The 26,377-nt window shown below is 34.6% G+C and carries 14 protein-coding genes; 11 read left to right on the top strand and 3 right to left on the bottom strand.

What is annotated here, in order from left to right; translation table 11 throughout:
* The first annotated feature begins 38 nt into the window (after positions 1–38).
* From rpoB to BUC09_RS06765, 4 genes are all read left to right on the top strand, one after another.
* On the top strand, positions 39–3,851 hold the full coding sequence (rpoB, locus tag BUC09_RS06780) for a DNA-directed RNA polymerase subunit beta (RefSeq protein WP_073310399.1): 3,813 nt from the start codon (positions 39–41) through the stop codon (positions 3,849–3,851).
* Positions 3,852–4,082: 231 nt separating this feature from the next.
* Complete coding sequence (gene rpoC / locus BUC09_RS06775; RefSeq protein WP_073309944.1) at positions 4,083–8,384, top strand: DNA-directed RNA polymerase subunit beta'; 4,302 nt, start codon at positions 4,083–4,085, stop codon at positions 8,382–8,384.
* A gap of 128 nt (positions 8,385–8,512) precedes the next feature.
* Complete coding sequence (locus BUC09_RS06770) at positions 8,513–8,827, top strand: DUF3467 domain-containing protein (protein ID WP_073309941.1); 315 nt, start codon at positions 8,513–8,515, stop codon at positions 8,825–8,827.
* Positions 8,828–8,958: 131 nt separating this feature from the next.
* Positions 8,959–9,225 carry a hypothetical protein gene (locus tag BUC09_RS06765; protein WP_073309940.1) on the top strand — a complete coding sequence of 89 codons (267 nt, stop codon included), beginning with the start codon at positions 8,959–8,961 and terminating at the stop codon, positions 9,223–9,225.
* 73 nt (positions 9,226–9,298) lie between these two features.
* Here BUC09_RS06765 and BUC09_RS06760 read toward each other — a convergent pair whose 3' ends face one another.
* Positions 9,299–10,888 (bottom strand): peptide chain release factor 3, encoded by a 1,590-nt coding sequence (locus BUC09_RS06760; RefSeq protein WP_073309938.1) that lies wholly within the window; start codon positions 10,886–10,888, stop codon positions 9,299–9,301.
* Between the two features lie 152 nt (positions 10,889–11,040).
* Here BUC09_RS06760 and BUC09_RS06755 point away from each other — a divergent pair, with 152 nt between their 5' ends.
* The 7 genes from BUC09_RS06755 to BUC09_RS06725 all read left to right on the top strand — a co-directional run bounded on the left by BUC09_RS06755 (position 11,041) and on the right by BUC09_RS06725 (position 24,706).
* Entirely contained in the window at positions 11,041–13,017 is a 1,977-nt protein-coding gene (locus BUC09_RS06755) for a peptidylprolyl isomerase (RefSeq protein WP_073309936.1), read from the top strand.
* Between the two features lie 22 nt (positions 13,018–13,039).
* Entirely contained in the window at positions 13,040–14,398 is a 1,359-nt protein-coding gene (locus BUC09_RS06750; RefSeq protein ID WP_073309934.1) for a peptidylprolyl isomerase, read from the top strand.
* A gap of 78 nt (positions 14,399–14,476) precedes the next feature.
* A complete protein-coding gene (locus BUC09_RS06745; protein WP_073309932.1) occupies positions 14,477–15,430 on the top strand; it encodes an AAA family ATPase in 954 nt (317 codons plus the stop codon).
* A 13-nt stretch (positions 15,431–15,443) separates the two neighbouring features.
* Positions 15,444–16,718 (top strand): YCF48-related protein, encoded by a 1,275-nt coding sequence (locus BUC09_RS06740; RefSeq protein ID WP_073309931.1) that lies wholly within the window; start codon positions 15,444–15,446, stop codon positions 16,716–16,718.
* Between the two features lie 320 nt (positions 16,719–17,038).
* On the top strand, positions 17,039–19,810 hold the full coding sequence (locus BUC09_RS06735) for a bifunctional aconitate hydratase 2/2-methylisocitrate dehydratase (RefSeq protein WP_073309929.1): 2,772 nt from the start codon (positions 17,039–17,041) through the stop codon (positions 19,808–19,810).
* Positions 19,811–19,979: 169 nt separating this feature from the next.
* On the top strand, positions 19,980–22,184 hold the full coding sequence (locus BUC09_RS06730) for a CHAT domain-containing protein (RefSeq protein ID WP_073309927.1): 2,205 nt from the start codon (positions 19,980–19,982) through the stop codon (positions 22,182–22,184).
* A 257-nt stretch (positions 22,185–22,441) separates the two neighbouring features.
* Positions 22,442–24,706 carry an aconitate hydratase gene (locus BUC09_RS06725; protein WP_073309924.1) on the top strand — a complete coding sequence of 755 codons (2,265 nt, stop codon included), beginning with the start codon at positions 22,442–22,444 and terminating at the stop codon, positions 24,704–24,706.
* 158 nt (positions 24,707–24,864) lie between these two features.
* On the opposite strand, the gene BUC09_RS06720 is transcribed toward BUC09_RS06725, so the two are convergent.
* Together BUC09_RS06720 and BUC09_RS06715 are read right to left on the bottom strand one after the other, a co-directional pair.
* On the bottom strand, positions 24,865–25,353 hold the full coding sequence (locus tag BUC09_RS06720; RefSeq protein WP_073309923.1) for a 2'-5' RNA ligase family protein: 489 nt from the start codon (positions 25,351–25,353) through the stop codon (positions 24,865–24,867).
* Positions 25,353–26,228, bottom strand: coding sequence for a TolB family protein (locus BUC09_RS06715; RefSeq protein ID WP_073309921.1), 876 nt, complete (start codon positions 26,226–26,228; stop codon positions 25,353–25,355). The genes BUC09_RS06720 and BUC09_RS06715 overlap by 1 nt, the downstream gene beginning before the upstream one ends.
* Positions 26,229–26,377: the final 149 nt, after the last annotated feature.

Raw genomic sequence — 26,377 nt, 5'->3', positions numbered from 1 at the left:
ACAAAAATTACTTTTTTTTAATCAAAATTTTGTCCATGATGATATTAAATCAGACTGAAAGATTGAATTTTGCCTCGACAAAAAATATTCCTAACTATCCAGATTTCTTGGATGTTCAGGTTAAGTCGTTCAAGGATTTCTTCCAATTGGAAACTAAATCTGACGAAAGAGGTAATGAAGGTTTATACAACACCTTCATGGAAAATTTCCCAATCACTGACACTCGTAATCAATTCGTATTAGAATTCCTTGATTACTTTGTTGACCCACCTCGTTACACAATCGAAGAATGTATTGACAGAGGACTTACGTATAGTGTGCCATTAAAAGCACGTTTAAAATTATACTGTACAGACCCTGAGCATGAAGATTTCGAAACAATTGTGCAAGATGTATACTTAGGTACAATTCCTTACATGACGCCTAGCGGTACTTTCGTAATCAACGGAGCTGAGCGTGTAGTAGTATCTCAGTTACACCGTTCACCAGGTGTGTTCTTTGGACAGTCATTCCACGCAAATGGAACTAAATTATATTCTGCCCGTGTAATTCCTTTCAAAGGATCATGGATTGAATTCGCTACCGATATTAACAGCGTAATGTATGCTTATATCGATAGAAAGAAAAAATTACCTGTAACAACTCTTTTCCGTGCAATTGGATTTGAACGTGATAAAGATATCTTAGAGATTTTCGACCTTGCTGAAGAAATCAAAGTATCTAAATCAGGTTTAAAAAAATATGTTGGAAGAAAACTTGCTGCGCGTGTTTTAAATACATGGCATGAGGATTTCGTAGACGAGGATACTGGAGAAGTAGTATCTATCGAGCGTAACGAAATCATCTTAGATCGTGATACTATTTTAGATAAAGATAACGTAGAAGAAATTGTAGAATCAAATGTAAAATCTATCTTATTACATAAAGAAGATTTGAATGCGGCTGATTACTCAATTATCCATAATACATTACAAAAAGACCCTACTAACTCTGAAAAAGAAGCAGTAGAGCACATCTACCGTCAGTTACGTAATGCTGAACCGCCTGATGAAGAAACAGCTCGTGGAATTATCGACAAGTTATTCTTCTCAGATCAACGTTACAACTTAGGTGATGTAGGTCGTTACAGAATGAACAAAAAATTAGGTCTTGATATTCCTATGGACAAGCAGGTGCTTACTAAAGAGGATATCATTACTATCGTAAAATATTTAATCGAGTTAATTAACTCTAAAGCTGAAATCGATGATATCGACCACTTATCTAACCGTCGTGTTAGAACAGTAGGTGAACAATTATCAGCTCAGTTTGGTGTTGGTTTAGCTCGTATGGCACGTACTATTCGTGAGCGTATGAACGTTCGTGATAATGAGGTGTTTACTCCAATCGATTTGATCAATGCGAAAACATTGTCATCGGTAATTAATTCATTCTTCGGAACGAACCAGTTATCTCAGTTCATGGATCAAACGAATCCATTAGCAGAGATTACGCACAAACGTCGTTTATCTGCCCTTGGACCTGGAGGTTTATCTAGAGAGAGAGCTGGTTTCGAGGTTCGTGACGTTCACTATACGCACTACGGTCGTTTATGTCCTATTGAAACACCAGAGGGACCAAACATTGGTCTTATCTCTTCATTAGGTGTTTATGCTAAAGTAAACGGAATGGGATTCATCGAGACTCCTTACCGTAAAGTAACTAACGGCCAAGTAGATTTAGTTTCTGAACCTATTTACTTAAGCGCTGAAGAAGAAGAAGGGAAAATGATTGCTCAGGCAAACATTGAAATGGATGCTGATGGTAAAATTACTGCTGATAAAGTAATTGCTCGTGAGGAAGGTGACTTCCCGGTTGTTGATCCTAATGTCGTTCATTATACTGACGTTGCACCAAATCAGATTGCTTCGATTTCAGCTTCTTTGATTCCGTTCTTAGAGCATGATGATGCGAACCGTGCCTTGATGGGGTCAAACATGATGCGTCAGGCCGTACCATTATTACGTCCTGAGTCACCTATCGTTGGTACTGGTTTAGAGCGTCAAGTAGCTTCAGATTCTCGTGTATTAATTAATGCAGAAGGAAATGGAGTAGTAGAATACGTTGATGCGAATCAAATTACTATTAAATATGAAAGAACTGATGCTGAAAGAGCTGTAAGCTTTGATGCAGATGAGAAAACATATCAATTAATCAAATTCCGTAAAACGAATCAAAGTACTTCAATCAACTTAAAACCAATCGTAAGAAAAGGTGATAAAGTTGTTAAAGGGCAAGTTTTATGTGAAGGTTATGCTACTCAAAACGGTGAATTAGCACTTGGAAGAAACTTACAAGTTGCCTTCATGCCTTGGAAAGGATATAACTTCGAGGATGCGATTGTAATTTCTGAAAAAGTAGTTCGTGACGATATCTTTACATCAATCCATATTGATGACTATTCGTTAGAAGTTCGTGATACTAAATTAGGTAACGAAGAATTAACAAATGATATTCCTAACGTTTCTGAAGAAGCTACTAAAGATTTAGATGAAAACGGTATGATTAGAATTGGTGCCGAGGTTAAGCCTGGTGATATTCTAATCGGAAAAATTACACCTAAAGGAGAATCAGATCCAACTCCAGAAGAGAAGTTATTAAGAGCTATCTTCGGTGATAAAGCTGGTGATGTAAAAGATGCTTCATTAAAAGCGTCTCCTTCATTACATGGTGTAGTTTTAGATAAAAAATTATTCTCAAGAGCTGTAAAAGACAAACGTAAGCGTTCACAAGACAAAGACGAATTGGCTGCTCTTGAAATGGAATTCGAAACTAAATTTGTTGAATTAAAAGACAGATTAATCGATAAGTTATTCGTAATCGTTGACGGAAAAACTTCTCAAGGAGTAATGAATGATTTAGGGGAAGAAGTATTACCAAAAGGTAAGAAATACTCTAAAAAAATGTTACAAGCTGTAGAAGACTTCGCTCACTTGACTAAAGGTCAATGGGTAGCTGATGACGAAACTAATGCTATGGTTAATGATTTAATTCACAACTATAAAATTAAATTAAACGACCTTCAAGGAGCGTTACGTCGTGAGAAATTCACTATCACAGTTGGAGATGAGTTACCATCAGGTATCTTGAAACTAGCTAAAGTTTACATCGCTAAGAAACGTAAACTGAAAGTGGGTGATAAAATGGCGGGACGTCACGGTAACAAAGGTATCGTTGCTCGTATTGTTCGTCAAGAAGATATGCCATTCCTTGAGGATGGAACACCAGTAGATATCGTATTGAATCCACTAGGGGTACCTTCTCGTATGAACATCGGTCAGATTTATGAAACAGTTCTTGGATGGGCAGGTAAAAAATTAGGAAGAAAATATGCAACACCAATTTTTGATGGAGCATCTTTAGACCAAATTAATGCCTTAACTGACGAAGCTGGAGTTCCAAGATTCGGTCACACTTATCTTTATGATGGTGGTACAGGTGAGCGTTTCCACCAACCAGCAACTGTGGGTGTAATTTACATGCTTAAGTTAGGTCACATGGTTGATGATAAAATGCACGCTCGTTCTATTGGTCCTTACTCATTGATTACTCAACAACCATTAGGAGGTAAAGCACAATTCGGAGGTCAGCGTTTCGGAGAGATGGAGGTTTGGGCACTTGAAGCATATGGTGCTTCTAGTACACTACGTGAAATCTTAACTGTTAAGTCTGATGACGTAATTGGTAGAGCTAAAACTTACGAAGCAATCGTTAAGGGTGAAACTATGCCAGAACCAGGATTACCTGAATCATTCAATGTATTAATGCATGAATTAAAAGGTCTTGGTTTAGACATTAGATTAGAAGAATAAATAAATTTTCAGTAATCGGTTCCGATTTTTTCGGAACTGATTACTTATTAATTCGAGTTTTTAGGATTTAGCCCCGTAAACCGTTCCGATTTTTTATAAACATTTAGTTTATAATTAGCACTTCAATTGAGAAATTGAAGTTTAGAGAAGTAATCCGAGGTAGTGGGAAAATGTTATGAGAACACCACTATAAATCAATTTTTAATTGCAAATAAATCAATAGTAGAAACTATGATGAATAGAAATAAAGAAAAGAGTGCTATTAAACGATTCGATAAGATTTCGATAGGTTTAGCCTCTCCAGAATCTATCTTGGCTGAGTCAAGAGGTGAGGTTTTGAAACCAGAAACTATCAACTATAGAACTCACAAACCTGAGCGTGATGGTCTTTTCTGCGAAAGAATTTTCGGTCCAGTAAAAGATTTTGAATGTGCTTGTGGTAAATACAAAAGAATCCGTTATAAAGGAATTGTTTGTGACCGTTGTGGGGTTGAAGTTACTGAGAAAAAAGTACGTCGTGACCGTGTTGGACATATCAACTTAGTGGTGCCTATCGCACACATTTGGTATTTCCGTTCGTTACCAAATAAAATTGGTTATATCTTAGGCTTACCGTCTAAAAAATTAGATATGATCATTTACTATGAGCGTTATGTAGTTATCCAAGCGGGTATTGCTAAAAATGCTGAAGGGGAATCATTACAAAAATTAGATTTCTTAACAGAAGAAGAATACTTGAACATTCAAGATTCTCTTCCTATGGAAAATCAATATTTAGATGATACAGATCCAAATAAATTCATCGCTAAAATGGGTGCTGAATGTATTATGGACTTGTTAGCACGTGTTGACTTAGATGCATTATCTTATGAATTACGTCACGCTGCAAACAACGAAACATCTAAACAAAGAAAAACTGAAGCGTTAAAACGTCTTCAAGTTGTTGAGTCTTTCCGTGAGGCTAACTTAAACCGTGAGAACCTTCCAGAATGGATGATCTTAAAAGTGGTTCCAGTTATCCCACCTGAATTACGTCCGTTAGTGCCGCTAGATGGTGGTCGTTTCGCAACTTCAGATTTGAATGACTTATACCGTCGTGTTATCATCCGTAACAATCGTTTAAAAAGATTAATGGAGATTAAAGCTCCTGAAGTTATCTTACGTAACGAAAAACGTATGTTACAAGAATCAGTAGATTCATTGTTTGATAACACACGTAAAGCTTCTGCGGTTAAAACAGAATCTAACAGACCATTAAAATCATTATCAGATTCATTAAAAGGTAAACAAGGACGTTTCCGTCAAAACTTATTAGGTAAACGTGTGGATTATTCTGCTCGTTCGGTAATTGTTGTTGGACCTGAGTTAAAAATGTATGAGTGTGGTCTTCCAAAAGACATGGCTGCTGAGCTTTACAAACCATTCGTTATTCGTAAGTTAATCGAAAGAGGTATTGTAAAAACAGTTAAGTCTGCTAAGAAAATCATCGATAAAAAAGAGCCAGTAGTTTGGGATATCTTAGAAAATGTAATCAAAGGTCACCCAGTATTACTAAACCGTGCTCCAACTCTTCACAGATTGGGTATTCAAGCATTTCAGCCTAAGTTAATTGAAGGAAAAGCAATCCAGTTACACCCGTTAACATGTACGGCATTCAACGCCGATTTCGACGGTGACCAGATGGCGGTTCACTTACCATTAGGACCAGAAGCTATTCTTGAAGCTCAATTATTGATGTTAGCATCTCACAATATCTTGAACCCTGCGAATGGAGCACCTATTACGGTTCCATCTCAGGACATGGTTCTTGGATTGTACTATATGACAAAAGAGCGTTTAACTACACCTGAATTGAAAATTATAGGTGAAGGTTTAACTTTCTATTCTGCAGAAGAAGTTCACATTGCGTTGAACGAAGGTAGATTAGAATTAAATGCTCGTGTTAAAATTAGAGCTAAAGACTTCAATGAAAATGGAGAATTAGTATATAAAATTATCCAAACTACTGCTGGTAGAGTATTATTTAACGAAGTAGTACCTGAAGCAGCTGGTTATATCAATGAGGTATTAACTAAAAAATCACTTCGTGATATCATTGGAAAAATCCTTGCAGTAACTGATGTTCCTACGACGGCAGCTTTCCTTGATAACATGAAAGATATGGGATATAAATTCGCATTTAAAGGAGGATTATCATTCTCATTAGGTGATATTAAAATTCCAGATCAAAAACATACATTAATCGCTGAGGCTAGAGAGCAAGTAGAGGTTATCTCTATGAACTATAACATGGGTCTTATCACGAATAATGAGCGTTACAATCAGGTTATTGATATTTGGACTTCGGCAAATGCTCAATTAACAGAGTTAGCAATGAAAAATATCCGTGAGGACCAACAAGGTTTCAACTCGGTATATATGATGCTTGATTCTGGAGCCCGTGGATCTAAAGAGCAGATTCGTCAGTTAACTGGTATGCGTGGTTTGATGGCTAAGCCTAAAAAATCAACTGCTGGTGGTGGTGAAATTATTGAAAACCCGATTTTATCGAACTTTAAAGAAGGTCTTTCAATCTTAGAATACTTCATCTCAACGCACGGTGCTCGTAAGGGTCTTGCGGATACGGCGTTAAAAACGGCCGATGCGGGTTACTTAACTCGTCGTTTACATGACGTTGCTCAGGATGTTATCGTTAATCAAGTAGATTGTGGTACATTAAGAGGTGTTGAAGTTTCTGCATTGAAGAAAAACGAAGAAATCGTTGAAACTTTAGGAGAAAGAATTTTAGGACGTGTTGCTTTACAAGATGTTATTAATCCGTTAAACGGTGATGTAATGGTTCATGCAGGTGAACAAATTACTGAAGCGATTGTAAAAGTAATCGAAGTTTCTCCAGTTGAAAAAGTAGAAGTACGTTCTCCACTTACTTGTGAGGCAGAAAAAGGTATTTGTGCTAAATGTTACGGACGTAACTTAGCAACAGGTAAAATGACTCAAAAAGGTGAGGCGGTAGGAGTAATTGCTGCTCAGTCAATTGGTGAGCCAGGTACACAGTTAACACTTCGTACGTTCCACGTTGGAGGGGTTGCTGGAGGTCTTTCTGAAGAGTCTAGTATCATCGCTAAATTCCCTGGACGTTTAGAAATCGAAGATTTAAAAACGGTTAAAGGTGAAGATAACGAAGGTAATATTGTAGATATCGTTATTTCTCGTTCTACTGAATTAAAATTAGTTGATGAGAAAACAGGAATCTTATTAAGTACACATAATATCCCTTACGGTTCAAGTATTTTTGTTGCTGATGGTCAATCTATCGGAAAAGGAGATGTAATCTGTAAATGGGACCCTTATAATGGAGTTATTATTTCTGAGTTTACTGGTAAAGTTGCTTATGAAGATTTAGAGCAAGGACAATCGTTTATGGTTGAAATCGATGAGCAAACAGGATTCCAAGAAAAAGTAATCTCTGAAGGAAGAAACAAAAAATTAATTCCTACTTTATTAATTTATGGTAAAGATGGAGAGTTAATTCGTTCTTACAACTTACCAGTAGGTGCTCACCTTATGGTAGAAGATGGAGAGAAAATTAAGGCAGGTAAGATTTTAGTAAAAATCCCTCGTCGTTCTTCAAAAGCAGGCGATATTACGGGAGGTTTACCAAGAATTACAGAGTTGTTAGAAGCTCGTAATCCATCTAACCCAGCGGTAGTTTCTGAAATCGATGGTGTTGTTTCTTTTGGTAAAATCAAAAGAGGTAACCGTGAAATCGTTATCGAGTCTAAATTTGGTGAAATCAAGAAATACTTGGTTAAATTATCAAACCAAATCTTAGTTCAAGAAAATGACTTCGTAAGAGCAGGTATGCCACTTTCTGATGGAGCTATCACTCCAGAAGATATCTTAAGAATTCAAGGTCCAGCTGCTGTTCAACAGTACTTGGTAAATGAAATTCAAGAGGTTTACCGTTTACAAGGTGTAAAAATTAATGACAAGCACTTCGAGGTAGTTATCCGTCAAATGATGCGTAAAGTTCAGGTACAAGATCCTGGAGATACATTATTCCTTGAAGAGCAATTAATTCATACTAAAGACTTTATTTCTGAAAATGATAAGTTATATGGAATGAAAGTAGTTGAGGATGCTGGAGATTCGGCTAGTCTTAAGCCAGGTCAAATTGTAACAGCTCGTCAATTACGTGATGAAAACTCATTGTTAAAACGTGAGGATAAAAACTTAGTAGAAGCTCGTGATGTTATCACTGCTACAGCGACTCCAATACTTCAAGGTATTACAAGAGCTTCGTTACAAACTAAGTCATTCATTTCTGCTGCATCGTTCCAGGAAACAACTAAAGTATTAAACGAAGCAGCTGTTGCTGGTAAAGTTGATAAATTAGAAGGTCTTAAAGAAAATGTAATTGTTGGTCACAGAATCCCTGCTGGTACAGGTATGAGAGACTATGATAATACAATTGTAGGTTCTAAAGAAGAGTATGATGAATTAATGATTACTAAAGAGGAATATAATTATTAATAATTAGTTTTTCTGACTATATTTATAAATCCTAACAGTTTTTACTGTTAGGATTTTTAATTACGTTTAACAGCAGTTCGAACATTCTTTCTTTTTTAAATTAGAATATTCGAAAACAATTTAAAATTATGAGCAATCAAAACCCACAACAAGAAGGACAAATCAATATCGAGTTAGATGAAGCTACTGCAGAAGGAATTTACTCGAATTTAGCTATTATCAATCACTCTAATACTGAGTTTGTGATTGATTACATCAATATAATGCCTGGAGTGCCAAAGGCGAAAGTGAAATCAAGAATCATTTTAACACCACAACATGCAAAACGTTTAGTGAAAGCATTGGCTGAAAATATAAATCGTTTTGAAAGCGCTCATGGTGAAATTAAAGAAGTAGAACAAACACCTATCCCGTTGAATTTTGGTCCTACAGGGCAAGCTTAATTTGACTGTTTTAAATATGACAAATATTTCAAAAAGTATTTTTTTAATAGGATGGTTAATATTTGTAGTTTTAATTTTTACACCAATTAAAAACTATTCTCCATTTGTTTTTTTGCCTTTATTTGCTTTTTTTGGGTTTAGAAATCTTTTTACTTATTGATAAATTTAGTAAAAAAATAAAAAATGACTATCCAGAAATTTTTGAAAAAACAAAATTGTACTATGGTTATTATAAAGACGAATGGGTTAATTTAGTTGAAATTAACAATGATAATTTCAATAAAATTAATGGTGACTCTAAATCTATTTACTTGGATTTAAAAAATAATAATAAATTACTATTATTTACTTTTATTTCTTTCGGATTATCAGGTATTATAATTGTAGTATTAAGTTAGAATTTAAACAAACAAAAGCGACCTTTGGGTCGCTTTTGTTTGTTTAAGGCTTAAAGCATAATGCTTACAGCTATTACTCAAACTCCGAAGTAAAAAATAATTTCACACTCGGATATTTGCTTTGTGTCATTTGAATTGAAAAATCAGAATCGGCTAAGAAAACCAATTGACCGTATTTGTCCTTAGCTAAAAACTTTTGCTTGATACGTTTAAATTCTGCAAATTCTTCGTTTTTAGGATCTTCTGGTTTTACCCAACAGGCTTTATAAGCAGGGAAGTTTTCATACGTACATTTTGCTCCGTATTCATGTTCTAAACGATATTGAATAACTTCGTATTGAAGAGCTCCAACAGTTCCAATTACTTTACGATTATTCATCTCTAAAGTAAACAACTGAGCCACACCTTCATCCATTAATTGGTCAACCCCTTTTTCTAATTGTTTTGCCTTCAAAGGATCGGCATTGTTGATGTAACGGAAATGCTCTGGAGAGAAACTAGGAATTCCTTTAAAACTCATTTGTTCACCTTCAGTCAAAGTATCACCAATTTTAAAGTTACCTGTATCATGTAAACCAACAATGTCTCCAGGATATGAAATATCGACAATTTCTTTTTTCTCAGCAAAAAAAGCATTCGGACTAGAGAATTTTAAATTCTTTCCATGACGAACATGTAAATATGGTTTGTTTCTTTCAAAAGTACCAGAAACAATTTTGATAAATGCTAAACGATCACGGTGTTTTGGATCCATGTTAGCATGAATTTTAAATACAAATCCAGAGAATTTATTTTCGTCTGGTTTTACTTCACGAGTGTCTGAATCCTTTGGACGTGGGGAAGGAGCAATATCAATAAAACAATCCAATAACTCACGAACTCCAAAATTGTTCAAAGCAGAACCAAAAAATACAGGTTGTAAATTACCTTTTAAATAAGCTTCTCTATCAAACGGAGGATAAACTTCACTGATTAATTCTAATTCTTCTCTAAGTTTATTTGCTGGTTTTTCGCCAATGATTTTTTCAAGTTCAGGATTGTTTACATCTTCAAAAGCAATGGTTTCTTCAATGTTTTTACGGCTATCTCCTTCAAAAAGATTGATGTTCTTTTCCCAAATGTTATAGATTCCTTTAAAATCGTATCCCATTCCAATAGGGAAACTCAATGGTGTGACATGAAGACCAAGTTTTTTCTCCACTTCGTCCATCAAATCAAAAGCATCTTTACCTTCACGGTCTAATTTGTTGATGAAAACAATAATAGGAATGTGGCGCATACGACAAACTTCTACTAGTTTCTCTGTTTGTTCCTCAACCCCTTTGGCAACGTCAACCACTACAATCACACTATCAACTGCGGTTAGGGTTCTAAATGTATCTTCTGCAAAATCCTTGTGACCTGGAGTATCAAGAATGTTGATTTTTTTGTCTTTATAATTAAATGCTAATACTGAAGTTGCCACTGAAATTCCTCTTTGACGCTCAATTTCCATGAAGTCAGATGTAGCACCTTTTTTAATTTTATTACTTTTTACGGCACCTGCTTCTTGAATTGCACCACCAAATAAAAGTAACTTTTCTGTAAGTGTTGTTTTACCAGCATCGGGATGGGATATAATACCAAATGTTCTTCTGCGTTGTATTTCTTTTAAAAAACTCATAATGTGAATTAAAATGGTTTGCAAAAATACTATTTTTCGTTAATAAATTTTTGTTAATACCTATTTATATAGTTGGATAATATAAGCGAATTGTTATTTTTGTTCGTTATTTAAAAAAACATACCAAAACCACTGTAAATAATTTCTAAACAATGAAAATTAATAAGTTGATTTTAGGTGTTGCCTTAGTGATTAATGCAATTACTTATGCGCAAGAAACCAAAAAAGAAGTTCTTTTTTCAATAGATGATAAGCCCTATTATACAGATGAATTTTCTAGAGTGTATAATAAGAATATTGACTTAGTTAAAGATGAATCTCAAAAAGACTTAGATAAATACTTGGAGTTATTTATTGGTTATAAGCTCAAGATTAACAAAGCGAACAAATTAGGTTTGCAGTATAATTCAAAGTACATTAGTGAACTTAATTCATACCGTACTCAATTATCTAAAAATTATACATCTGATACTAAAGTTACAAAAGCATTAATCGATGAAGGTTATGCTCGTTTACTAAAAGAAGTTAGAGCATCACATATACTAATAACTGTAGATGAGAATGCCGCTCCTGCAGATACTTTGAAAGCTTACAACCAAGCATTAGACATTCGAAAAAAAATAATTGCTGGCGAAAATTTTGAAGAAGCAGCTCAAAAATACTCTCAAGATCCATCAGCTAAGGAGAATAAAGGAGATTTAGGTTACTTTACAGCGTTTAGAATGGTGTATCCTTTTGAATCTGCGGCTTATAAAACTAAGGTTGGTGAAATTTCTATGCCAGTTAGAACTAAATTTGGGTATCATTTAGTTAAAGTTAAAGATATTCGAGACAATAAGGGAGAAATAACTGTTGCTCATATAATGATTTTAAAACCTACAACAGTAACAGATGAACCATCTGAAATTGAAAAGCCTAAAAAAACAATAGAAGAAATATATGCTAAATTAAAGCAAGGTGAAAATTTTGAAGCCTTAGCAAATCAATTTTCACAAGATAAAAATTCAGCACCTAGAGGTGGGGTTTTACCTCGTTTTGCTGCGGGTCAATTAAGTTCTGAAGAATTTGAAAACACTTCTTTTGGATTAGTTAATGTTGGAGATTATTCTAAACCTTTCGAAAGTCAATTTGGATGGCATATAGTGAAGTTAATCGAAAAACATCCTATAAAAAGTCAATCAGAAATGGAACGTGAGTTAGACGGCAAAATTCGTAAAGATGATCGTTCTAGATTAATAACTAACTCACTGACTGAAAAGTTACATAAAAAGTATAAAGTTGTTACTGATGCTAAAATATTGGCTAAAGTTAAAAGTCTTGTAAATAATACATTTTATGATGAAAAATGGGAATTACCAACAGACTTAAAAGATTTTAATGTAGAATTACTTAAAATTGAAAATAAATCAATTAGAGCAGTACCTTTTTTAAGAGATCTGGAATCACAACAAAAAAGTAAGTATCAAATTAAACCTATTGGAAAATTAGTTGATTTCTTGTATTCAAAATTTGTAGACAATCAATTAAATCTATACTACAATGAAAATTTAGAAAATGAATTTCCTGAGTTCGCTAATGTTGTAGAAGAGTATAGAGATGGTTTGTTGTTGTTTGACTTAATGGAAAAAGAAATTTGGAACAAAGCGAAACAAGATACCGTTGGATTGAAAAATTATTTTGAAGCAAATAGAGCAAAATACCAATGGAAAAAAAGAGGAGATGTTTTAGTCGCATCATCTGCTAAAGAAGATATTGTAAAACAAGCTCGTAAAATGCTTAAAAGTGAAGTGGCTATCGAAGCAATTAAGGAAAAATTTAATAAAAATGGCGTGGTTGATATCATGATTAAACAAGAAACTTTTGAAGAGGGAGCGGAAAATTTACCAAAAGGTTTAGAGTTAAAAGAAGGTATCTCAAATGTTTATAAGGATAAAGATCATTATTTTGTGAATAAAGTTCTTAAGGTTATGCCAGCAGGTGCTAAAACTATTGATGAATCTAGAGGTAAGGTAATTAATGACTACCAACAATATTTAGAAGATAATTGGGTTTCTGAACTTAAAAACGAGTTCAAGGTATCAGTTAATCAAGATGTTTTTGCAAGATTAAAAGCAGAAATGAAAAAATAAAAGAGAGAAATAAATAAGAAGAATGGAGATTTTAAAAAGTAAAATAAGCGTAATCATTGCAGTTTTGATAACTTCTTTTTTGGGACATGCCCAAGATAAAAAAGTTAAAGTTGATGGTGTTATAGGCGTTGTGGGTGATTATGTGATTTTAGATTCTGATATTGATAAAACATATTTAGAATTAAAAACTCAAGGAATTGATATAAAGGAAATCTCAAGATGTGAGATGCTTGATAAATTACTTGGTGAAAAATTATATGCTCATCAGGCAATTCAAGATAGTATTGTGGTTACTGACGCCGAAGTAAATTCAAAACTTGAAGAGCAGGTAAGTTATATGGTAGAACAGTTAGGTTCTATGGATAAAGTAATCGAATATTTCAAAAAGAGTAGTGAACAAGATTTTAGAACTGAGCTTTTTGAGATTATTAAAACTAATAAGTTAACTGCTGAGATGCAGAAAAAGATAGTTGATAATGTTACTATTACTCCAGAGGAAGTTCGTGATTTCTTCAAGAAAATCCCAAAAGAAGATTTGCCGGTTTTTGGTGCCGAAATGGAATTAGCTCAAATTGTTGTTAAGCCACAGGTTTCTAAAGAAGCTGAACAAGCTGTTATAGATCAACTAAAAGGATTTAAAAAAGATATACTAGAAAACAATTCAAGTTTTTTTAGTAAAGCAGTTCTGTATACTGAGGATGATGCTTCAAGATCCTCAGGAGGTTTTTACAAAATGAATCGTAAAACACAATTTGTTAAAGAGTTCAAAGATGTGGCGTTTAGTTTACAAGAAGGTGAAATTTCGGAGCCATTTAAAACCGAATTTGGATATCATATTATTTATTTAGAAAAAGTTAGAGGTCAAGAAATTGATGTAAGACATATTTTGATTAAACCAAAAGTTTCAAATGAAGCAATGAAAGCGGCAAAAGAAAAAATTGATTTAATCAGAAAAAGAATTTTAGATAAAGAGATTACTTTCGAAGAGGCAGCACGTACAATGTCAGATCAAAAAGAAACTAGAAATGATGGAGGTGTTTTAACGAATCCTAAAACTCAAGACAAGCGTTTCGAATTAACTAAGATGGACCCTAGTTTATATAGTATAGTTGCTAATTTGAAGGACGGAGATGTTTCATATCCTACATTAGACGAAGAGCCTACTGGTAAGTTCTATAAAATAATGGCAGTAAAAAATAAATTCGAAGAACACACAGCTGATTATTCTAAAGATTATACTCGATTAAAAGAATTAGCATTGAAAGAAAAGCAATTAAAAGAAATTGCTAAATGGTCTGAGGAAAAAATCAAAGAAACCCATGTTAAAATCAATGGTGAATACCGTGATTGTGCATTTACTAATAACTGGTTAAAAAAATAATTATTTTATTAATTCAGAGAAAAGAGTTAGTTTTATCAAAGTATAAGCTAACTCTTTTTAATTTAAATATATTCCAAGATGTCTGATGTTGCTGCAATTCAAAATTTAGTTCAAAAACAAAAAGAGCTTAAAAAAGAAATATCAAAAATTATTGTTGGTCAGGAAGAGGTTGTTAATCAAATTGTATTGAGTGTATTTTCTGGTGGTCATGCTTTATTAGTGGGTGTGCCAGGACTAGCTAAAACGTTAATGGTTAATACGATTTCTCAAGCTTTAGGTTTAGATTTTAAACGTATTCAGTTTACACCAGATTTAATGCCTTCAGATATTTTAGGAAGTGAAATTCTAGATGAAAATCGTTCTTTTAAGTTTATCAAAGGACCAATATTTTCCAATATCATTTTGGCTGATGAGATCAATAGAACACCCCCTAAAACACAAGCTGCGCTTCTTGAAGCAATGCAAGAAAAAGCGGTGACTATTGCAGGTCATCATTATAAATTAGATTTGCCATTCTTTGTGTTGGCGACTCAAAACCCAATTGAGCAAGAAGGAACCTATCCGTTGCCAGAAGCGCAATTAGACCGTTTTATGTTTGCTGTAAAATTAGACTATCCATCTTTTGCAGAAGAAGTGCAGGTAGTAAAAAGCACAACTACAGATAATAACGTACAAGTAAATGCATTGTTTACGGCGCAAGAAATTATAGATTTTCAACATTTAATCAGAAGAATTCCAGTTGCTGATAATGTTATTGAGTATGCAGTAACACTGGTTTCTAAAACAAGACCTAACAATCCTTTAGCGACAGATTTTGTTAAGAATTATCTAGATTGGGGAGCAGGGCCAAGAGCCTCACAGAATCTGATATTGGCTGCAAAAACACATGCTGCCCTTAACGGAAAATTTTCTCCAGATATCGAAGATGTTCAAGCAGTGGCTACAGGAATTTTGAGACACAGAATTATTAAGAATTACAAAGCTGATGCCGAAGGAATTTCTGAAGAAAGCATAATCCAAAAATTATTTTAATAAAAAGAATTTTATGAAACCTTTTCTAAATATAGTAATAGTACTACTATCTGTTTTTGGTTTCTCACAATCACAATGGCATCCATTGTCTTCAGCTTATTTGAATACCAATGGAAGCAGATTTGACGATGTGTTTTTTCTTAATGATAATTTAGGATGGGCGGCAAATGGTTCAACAGCGTCAGTATATAAAACAACGGATGGAGGGTTAACTTGGACTCAACAATTGTCTGAAGCTACACTAGGAATTAATACATACTTCAGAAACATTGAATTTCTCAATGAAAATATCGGATTTGTTGGAACGCTGACAAATAATAAATTTTACAAAACTATTGATGGCGGAACTACTTGGTCAGAAGTAACTAATATAGGAACTGCGCCAAGAGCTGTTTGTGGTTTGGATTGTGTAGGTAATTCAACAGTATATGGTTGTGGTTCGTATATGAATGTGCCTCCGTTTATTATAAAATCAACAGATTCAGGAGCAACGTGGCAGTATATCAATATGTCAGCTTATGCTACTGGGCTAGTTGAAATACTTTTTTTAGATGAAAATAATGGTTTTGTTTCAGGAAGAAATGGCACCGGAGCTATAATCCTTAAAACAACCGATGGCGGAATTACTTGGAATGAAATCTTTAATAGTGGTTTGGCAGGTGAATATGTGTGGAAGTTGCAAACATTGCAAGGGAATAATAATGTAATGTTTGGTTCAATCGAATCTGTTTCGCCTAACTTAGGGAAATTCATAAAATCAACAGATGCTGGTGCTACTTGGGTAAGTAAAAATGCGCCAGAAACAGATATTCAAGCAGTAGGTTTTATTACAGAAAACCACGGATGGATGGGTGGACACAACACTGGTTTTTATGAAACTTTTGATGCGGGTGATACTTGGACAAACATGAATATAGGAAGCAATTTAAACCGAATATTTATAATCAACCAAGATTTAGCATACGCTTCAGGAGCAACCATTTATAAATTTGATAGTACTTTGAGTACCAATGAATTTCAAGAAGTACCACGCATTCCTTTGCAAGTAAAAATTCATCCTAATCCCGTTAGCGATAAATTACATATTACTATAGATTTTAAAGATGCAGATCACATGATGATTGAGTTGTATGATCACTTGGGGCGTAGATTAACCGAATTAAAGCAATTGGATATAGATTTTCCACAAAAAAAAGCATTCGAATTCGAATTCAATTATCCTAAAGGGGTCTATTTTGTAAACTTCCATTCCAACACTGGAAGACAATCTGTTAAGGTGATTAAATAATCTTTTTTTTAATCTTTTACGGACAGAGAATTGCTTTGGTTTATTGCAAATAGTTCAATTTTAAAACCAGATTTCTTGTAAATTATCAAATTATTTTTCAATTTTTAAGAATTATTAAATTTAGCATACGATTTCTTGATTTTATTAAATTATATTCATTAAAATAGAATGTTTATAAATAATATTTTCCATAAATTAATGAAATGCTAAATATTTTTTAATTCGATTCCTATTGATTAAATTTGCTCTGAAATTTTAAAAACAAACAAACAAAGAATAACGAAAACGATTTAATTCGTATTATCTAAGTAATATTGAAAATGAATATTTATAACGACTACATTAAAGAAATAGAAGACCGTAAAGGTCAAGGATTGCATCCAAAACCAATTGATGGTGCTGAATTGTTAAGTGAGATTATTGCTCAAATCAAAGATGTAAACAATCCGAATAGAGAAGATTCGCTAAAGTTTTTTATCTACAATACATTGCCAGGAACTACTACGGCAGCAGGTGCTAAAGCTGAATTCTTAAAAGAAATTATTTTAGGCGAAGCTACGGTAGCGGAAATTACCCCTGCTTTTGCTTTCGAATTATTATCACACATGAAAGGTGGACCATCAATCATTGCATTGTTGGACTTGGCTTTAGGAAACAATGAAGCGATTGCGAAGCAAGCAGCTGAGGTGTTAAAAACACAGGTATACTTGTACGATGCCGATATGGATCGTTTAAAAGTAGCGTATGAAGCTGGAAACACAGTGGCAAAAGAAATCTTAGAAAGCTATGCTAAAGCAGAATTCTTTACAAAATTGCCTGAAGTAGCTGAAGAAATTAAAGTGGTAACTTTCATTGCAGGTGAAGGTGATATTTCTACAGATTTACTTTCTCCAGGTAATCAAGCACACTCGCGTTCAGATCGTGAATTGCACGGAAAATGTATGATTACACCTCAAGCACAGGAAGAAATCAAAGCGTTGCAAGCACAACATCCTGATGCAAGTGTTATGTTAATTGCTGAAAAAGGAACAATGGGAGTTGGTTCTTCTCGTATGTCAGGGGTTAATAACGTTGCGCTTTGGACAGGTAAACAAGCTAGTCCTTATGTGCCTTTCGTAAACATTGCTCCAATTGTAGGTGGTACGAATGGTATTTCTCCAATTTTCTTAACTACAGTTGATGTAACGGGTGGTATTGGTATCGACCTTAAAAACTGGGTAAAGAAAACAGATGCTAACGGTGAAGTGGTTCGTGATGAAAACGGTGAGCCGGTTTTAGAGCAAAAATACTCTGTAGCAACAGGTACTGTTTTAACGATCAATACAAAATCAAAAAAATTATACAATGGTGATCAGGAGTTAATCGATATCTCAAGATCATTCACGCCTCAAAAAATGGAATTTATCAAAGCAGGTGGTTCTTACGCTATCGTTTTTGGTAAAAAATTACAAACGTTTGCGGCTAAAACATTAGGAATCGATGCGCCTCTAGTATACGCACCATCAAAAGAGATTCACAACGAAGGTCAAGGATTGACTGCAGTAGAGAAAATCTTCAACCGTAACGCGGTAGGTACGATTTCTAAAAAAGTATTACACGCAGGTTCTGACGTTCGTGTAACCGTGAACATTGTAGGTTCTCAGGATACTACAGGTTTAATGACGGCGCAGGAGTTAGAATCAATGGCAGCAACGACGATTTCTCCAATCGTGGACGGTGCGTACCAATCAGGATGTCACACGGCTTCGGTTTGGGATAAAAAAGCACAAACAAACATCCCGAAATTAATGAAATTCATGAACGATTTCGGATTGATTACGGCTCGTGACCCTAAAGGTGTTTATCACTCAATGACTGACGTTATCCACAAAGTATTGAACGATATTACTGTTGATGATAGAGCAATCATTATCGGTGGTGATTCACACACACGTATGTCAAAAGGAGTAGCGTTTGGTGCTGATTCAGGAACTGTAGCTTTAGCGTTAGCAACGGGTGAAGCTTCTATGCCAATTCCAGAATCGGTTAAAGTAACCTTCAAAGGTGAAATGAAATCGTATATGGACTTCCGTGATGTGGTTCACGCTACGCAAGCGCAAATGTTACACCAATTTGGAGGTGAAAATGTATTCCAAGGAAGAATTATCGAGGTGCACATTGGTACATTAACAGCAGATCAAGCGTTTACATTTACCGATTGGACGGCTGAAATGAAAGCAAAAGCATCAATCTGTATTTCAGAAGATGAAACCTTAATCGAATCATTGGAAATTGCTAAAGGCAGAATCCAAATCATGATCGATAAAGGTATGGATAACGCAAAACAAGTGTTACAAGGATTAATCGACAAAGCAAACAAACGTATTGCCGAAATCAGATCAGGGGAAGAGCCTGCATTACGTCCGGATGCGAAAGCAAAATACTACGCTGAAGTAGTAGTGGATTTAGATGTAATTGCTGAACCAATGATTGCCGATCCAGACGTAAACAATGCGGATGTTTCAAAACGTTATACTCACGATACAATTCGTCCATTGTCTTTCTACGGCGGAACTAAAACCGTTGATTTAGGTTTTATCGGTTCGTGTATGGTACACAAAGGCGATATGAAAATTTTAGCGCAAATGTTGAAAAACATCGAAGCTCAAAAGGGTAAAGTAGAATTCAAAGCGCCTTTAGTAGTTGCGCCTCCAACATACAACATTGTGGACGAGTTAAAAGCAGAAGGTGACTGGGAAGTATTACAAAAATACTCAGGTTTCGAATTCGACGATAACGCACCTAAAGCAGCAGCACGTACAGAATATGAAAACATGTTGTATTTAGAGCGCCCAGGTTGTAACCTGTGTATGGGTAACCAAGAAAAAGCAGCTAAAGGAGATACGGTTATGGCAACATCAACGCGTTTGTTCCAAGGACGTGTGGTGGAAGATTCTGCTGAGAAAAAAGGAGAATCATTATTGTCTTCTACACCGGTAGTAGTATTGTCAACGATCTTGGGTAGAACTCCTAATATTGAAGAATATACTGCAGCAGTAGAAGGTATCAACTTGACTAAGTTTGCACCTTCTCACAAGTTGTTAGTGAAATAATTTTTTAAAATATATAAAAAACCCGAGTGAAAGCTCGGGTTTTTTTGTTGGCGTTTATTGTAAGATTTTGGTTATATTTATAATTTGATAAACTTTACTGAGATTTGTAGTTGAAAATAGGATATTCTTAAATTAAGTGTGTTTTAAACTTATAATAAATTCATGTAGTATGACAGAAACTAGTTCATTTTTAAAGTTTTCCTCTCCACTTACTATTCAATATATTGTAATATCTAATACTCCTAACTATACTGATAGTGAATTTTATGTTAACTCATTTAATCTTCTTAGGACTTTACCGATAGATTTAATGCAACTTGAAAATTCAATACAGCATTTTGAGTTCAGTTTCAAGTATAAAGCTATAAAAAGTTATGAGTTATTTACTTTACCAGGTGACGTCTTTAATTTAGAAAAAGAAGTAGTATTAAAAAATATAGATAACTATTCGAAAAGTTTTGGGGTTCAATCTTTAATAAAAGTCTTTATAATTGATTCCACACTTAAAAATCATGCTGCTATTGCTAAGACTTTAGAGCTAATGGAATATTCTTATTATGTAATAATTGGAGAAAAAACTGATAATACAGAAGAGTATTTGCGGATTAACTTATTTAATAATACAACTGAGTTTATTGAAATCATAAATAGAGATATTGGGAAAATTAAAAGTAAGCTTGATTCATTTTATGAAGGAACTGATGTGTTAACTGGAATGGATTTCCAACTCCAAATTAACCCAAAAAGAACATTTATAAGAGAAAATAATATTCCAGGAGCAATATTAACTTGGAATAATTATTTTGTATTAAATCAGATAATCGGTAATTATTGGTTAGAAGTTAATAGTGAGATTGGAACTACTGTAACTTTACCAGAAGAAAGAACGAAAGAAATAGTCAATCAATGTCAAAAAATAGATAGCATTTATGCTATACTCTATAATGATGTCGGAGTAAAACCTACAGACCCATTTCAGCCAATTTTTCCAACATTAATTCTTATTCAACCATATCATTATCCTAAAACAGAGAATTTATTAGACAAACGATTTTCTAAACAACAAAAGCAATTTTCAGCTGTATTAAATTCTGAACAGGATTTAATGTATCAACATTTAATCCCAGAACAAGGTAAAAATGCTGTCTCCGAAGATGGGATTAAACTTATTATGAGTAAAAACTTAAAACGATTAATGTATTTAGATAATGTAGCCTATTTACACTCTATGTTCACATATTCTCCAGTAATGCGATTACCACAGATTGGAAAGTCAATTAATTTGGAATTATCTCATTTAGAAAAAATAACACCTAAAAAGGAATCTACAATTTCAAATATTGAAAAGTTTGGAAAAAAAATAAGTAATCTTACTTTAGATCAAATTTCTAAAAATTATATAAAAGAAAGAAATGGACAGATATTTGCCATTTCTGATTTGCCTTTAGAGTGGTTGTACTTAGACGAACACCCTTTATGTTTTACACACGATGTTTGTAGACTACCAGAATTTAATCTAAATTCTATAGTTAATAATGCAGTTCATTTGCAGAGAAAATTATTTCAAATACCAAATGATTTGATTAATAATACTTTAGTTGTTCATTGTGCGTCAAAAGATGATGCTATTATGAATAGAATGTTTGAATTAATAGATAGTCATAAAGAAAAACTTGGCTTTTCGTCAGTAAAATGTTCGACAATCACAGAGATAAGTGAGGCAATAAAAAAGCATAAACCTGAATTACTAATTTTTGATTGTCATGGAGCTTCTAATAAAAAGGATTTATCAACTTATTTAATTGTTGATAATGAAAAAAATGAAGTTTTAACTGGAAACGATATTATAAAATACGAAATTAGTGCACCACTAGTATTTCTCTCTGCTTGTGAGACTTTTCCAAACTATGGATATGTTAAACTCCTTTCCGATGCATTTATGCAGGCAGGTGCATACTGTGTAACTACGACTTTTTTACCAATAAAAATAATTGATGCTGCGACTGTAATAATTAGATTACTTAATAATTTACATCAATTAAAATCTAATTCATATCATATAAACTGGCTAAATTTTTTATCTCATATATTAAGAAGTTCTTTGATTTTTGAGACAATTAATAAGTCAAGGGATTATCTAAAAGAGGAGATAACAAATGACGAGATTGCAACAATAGTGACAAAATCAATGAGGTTTGAAAATAGGATTGAAGCTCTTAATGATTTAAATAGCTTAATTGAAAAAAAATCAAAGAAGCAAATTAAATTTAGTCAACTAGATAATGAATGGTTGTCATATTCAATAATTGGTAGAGCAGATTTAATCTATTTTGAAAACTGGTTAAAAAGTTATAGAGATATTAATATGCAGTAAAAAAACTAGGCTTGATGGTTTCTTTGTGATAATTACTTACTGCTTGAGTGATTTACAAAGCTAATCTTAATGATATAAAGTGTCAAAAACCCGCTACGCAAAGTCTCCTGACTTTGAGAGTCTATTCTTATCAATCATTTTTCAAAACCATAACACCAAAGCCCGAGTTAATAACTCGGGCTTTTTTTTAATTCCAATGTAATTTTTTGTAACTTGTAGGGTTATAAACAAACAACAAAAAATAAAAACTTAGAATTATGGCTTTTGATATTGAAATGATTGAAAAAGTGTACGCTACTATGGCTTCTCGTGTGGATAAAGCACGTGAACTGGTAGGGCGTCCGCTCACGCTTTCTGAAAAGATTTTATATTCCCACCTTTGGGAAGGAACGCCTTCTCAAGCTTTCACAAGAGGTAAAGACTATGTCGATTTTGCTCCAGATCGTGTAGCATGCCAAGATGCTACGGCGCAAATGGCATTGCTGCAATTCATGCATGCGGGTAAAAAGACCGTGGCTGTGCCTACCACAGTGCATTGCGATCACTTAATTCAAGCAAAAAACGGTGCTGCAGAGGATTTGGCGTTTGCCAACAAACAATCCAAAGAAGTGTTCGATTTCTTGTCGTCGGTGTCTAATAAATACGGCATTGGGTTCTGGAAACCAGGCTCGGGAATTATCCACCAAATCGTATTGGAAAATTACGCTTTTCCAGGAGGAATGATGATTGGAACCGATTCGCATACGGTGAATGCCGGTGGATTGGGAATGCTAGCCATTGGTGTGGGTGGTGCCGATGCGGTAGATGTCATGTCGGGCATGTCATGGGAGTTGAAATTCCCGAAACTGATTGGTGTGAAGTTAACCGGAAAATTGAACGGTTGGACAGCGCCTAAAGATGTGATTTTAAAAGTAGCGGATATTCTAACGGTAAAAGGAGGAACAGGAGCCATTGTTGAATATTTTGGTGAAGGTGCCGAGTCGATGTCGTGTACTGGAAAAGGAACAATCTGTAACATGGGTGCCGAAATTGGTGCGACCACATCAACTTTCGGTTACGACGATTCCATGAGAAGATATTTAGCAGCAACCGGTCGTCAAGACGTTGTAAATGCTGCCGATAAAGTAGCTTCGTATTTAACCGCCGATGCTGAGGTATATGCCAATCCGGCGCAGTATTTCGATCAATTAATTGAAATCAACTTATCAGAGCTAGAACCGCATATTAACGGACCATTCACACCAGACCGCGGAACGCCAGTTTCTAAAATGAAAGCCGAAGCCGAAGCGAACGGTTGGCCCATCAAAGTAGAGTGGGGATTAATTGGTTCGTGTACCAACTCGTCGTACGAAGATATGTCGAGAGCCGCTTCTATCGTGGAGCAAGCTGTAGCATATGGTATCACGCCAAAAGCAGAATTCGGGATCAATCCGGGTTCTGAACAAATTCGTTATACCATCGAAAGAGACGGTATTATCGCAACGTTCGAAAAAATGGGAACCAAAGTGTTTACCAATGCCTGCGGACCGTGTATCGGGCAGTGGGATAGAGCAGGAGCAGACAAGCAAGAAAAAAATACGATTATTCACTCTTTCAACCGTAATTTCTCGAAAAGAGCCGACGGGAATCCCAATACCCATGCGTTTGTAACGTCACCAGAAATGGTAGCAGCCATTGCAATTTCGGGACGTTTGGATTTTAACCCATTGACAGATACCTTATTGAGTGATAGCGGTCAGGAAGTAAAATTAAATCCGCCTCATGGTGATGAATTGCCAACCAAAGGTTTCGAAGTGGAAGATCCCGGTTTTCAACCGCCGGCAGCTGATGGTTCATCGGTTGAGGTAATCGTTTCACCTACATCGGATCGTTTGCAATTACTAGCACCATTTGAGCCTTGGGATGGTAAGAATATTACCGGAGCGAAGTTGTTGATTAAAGCCTTTGGTAAATGTACCACCGATCATATTTCGATGGCGGGACCGTGGTTGCGTTACCGTGGGCATTTGGATAATATTTCCAATAATATGTTGATTGGTGCCGAAAATGCCTTCAATAACAAAGCGAATTCGGTAAAAAACCAATTGACAGGTGCTTATGATGAGGTGCCAAAAGTACAAAGAGCGTATAAAGCGGCTGGTGTGCCTTCAATTGTTGTAGGTGATCAAAACTACGGTGAAGGTTCTTCGCGTGAACATGCGGCCATGGAGCCTCGTTTCTTGGGTGTGAAAGCCGTATTGGTAAAATCGTTTGCACGTATCCACGAAACCAACCTGAAAAAGCAAGGAATGTTGGCATTGACTTTTGCTAACGAAGCCGATTATGATAAAATTCAAGAAGACGATACAATCAATTTCTTAGATTTAACCGAATTTGCACCAGGAAAACCATTAACCTTAGAATTTGTCCATGCTGACGGTTCGAAAGATGTAATTCTAGCAAATCATACGTATAACGAAAGCCAGATTGGCTGGTTTGTGGCTGGTTCTGCATTAAACCTAATTGCTGCCGGTAAAGCGTAATGAATTATATACAAGAAGCGCCTGAAAAGGTCGCAATCTTGTCATTTCGACCAAAGGGAGAAACATGAGTTCAGCGGAGCTAAATCTCATGATGTATATTATGAGACTCCTCCTTTCGTCGGAGTGACAAAAAAACTCCTGCTTTTTGCAGGAGTTTTTTATTTTAATGGAAACCTTTGTAAAACTTTCCATTGTTGTCCTATTTCTTGTTCTATTAGACAAATTTCATTGAAAGTAATTGTTTCAGGAAACTCATGATTTTCAATTTGACTAAAAATTTCATCTGTGCATCTTGAATTTCTTGGATGCATCAAGGTGATATGTGCTTCGTGATTTCTTGGACTTTCAATAATTTGCTGTCTTAATTTTTTGAATGATTCATCTGAATTAATTGCAGGTAGTAAAACACCTTTTCCTTCAGAAAATCGGATTACTTTACCAAAGTGTATTGATAAATGTTCTAAGTTTTGACGTTTAAGATTATGGATTACATTTTCAATATCGGTTATCTCATCTTCACGACATAAAGTAACGTGAGCATCTATAAGCTGATGTTGTTCAGGATTAAATTTGGCCCGTACTTTTTCTATTGTTTCTAAAAAAGGATTAGGAACAAATAAAGTAAGCTGCAATCTTTTTTCAATCATTACTTTTTATATTTCTTCACATCAAAATCTACAGAATAAAAATCTTCAGTCATCTTTCCATTTTCCAATTTCTTCTGACGCGCAAAATAAAGTTTCTTTTCTTTTTGGTGCACAAACGGACAAAACTCAGCCAATTCAGAGTTAATCGGTTTTCCTAAATTTATGGGTTCGCTCCATTTGCCTTTGTTATTGAAACTAATGTAGAAATCGATTTCACCATGCCCTTTTGGATTGCTTGAAAAATAAATGATGTAATCTTCGTTAGGCGAAATGTAAGGATTCGATTCTCTTTCTTCGGTATTGATTGGACTACCTAAATTTTCAGGTTTTTGGTATTCGCCTTTCACTAATCGAGAAACCCAAATGTCCGAATTCCCTTTTTGGGTCTCATTGTCTTTCATGAAGTAAATGTTGCCACTTTTAGTCATCGAAGCAAATGATTCGGAGGCGTCGGTATTAATAGTGTTTCCTAAATGATACGGTGTGCTCCAACCGTTTTTTAGTTTTTTAACCGCCCAAATATCGAAACCTTTTCGGTCGGGATGATTTTCTACACTTCTGGTGGATTGAAACAGCACCATTTTACCATCCGGACTAAAAACAGGGTCGATGTCTTTCCAGCTTCCGTTAGGACTCGAAAAAGAGGCAACAACGGGTTTCATCCATTTTCCATTTCTTTTATGAGATTCCATAATGATTAATGTATCTCTTTTTCCTTTAGAATTTACCCAAAGGGCAGTTTCAGAATCGGGTGAAATAGTTAGGCCAAATACACCACCATTTGAGATGATATATTCTTCAAATTTTTGAGGCTCTTTTTGTGCGTGTGAATAGGTAATAGATAAAAAGCTTAGTACTAGTAACAATTTTTTCATGATTTGACCGTTTGTTTTTTGATTGAATCAAATTTAAAAAGTAGATGAGTTAAGTTGTTAGTAATTAACAAATTATTGTGTCTTTTCTGTTTTTTAATTTTATTAAGTAATTGATTTTTAGTTTATTATGCTATTTTGTAAAGCTACAT

This window comes from Flavobacterium terrae, from assembly GCF_900142035.1.
Lineage (GTDB): Bacteria > Bacteroidota > Bacteroidia > Flavobacteriales > Flavobacteriaceae > Flavobacterium > Flavobacterium terrae.
Note: the sequence above shows the minus strand (reverse complement) of the source record. Positions and strands in the feature narration are given on the sequence as shown.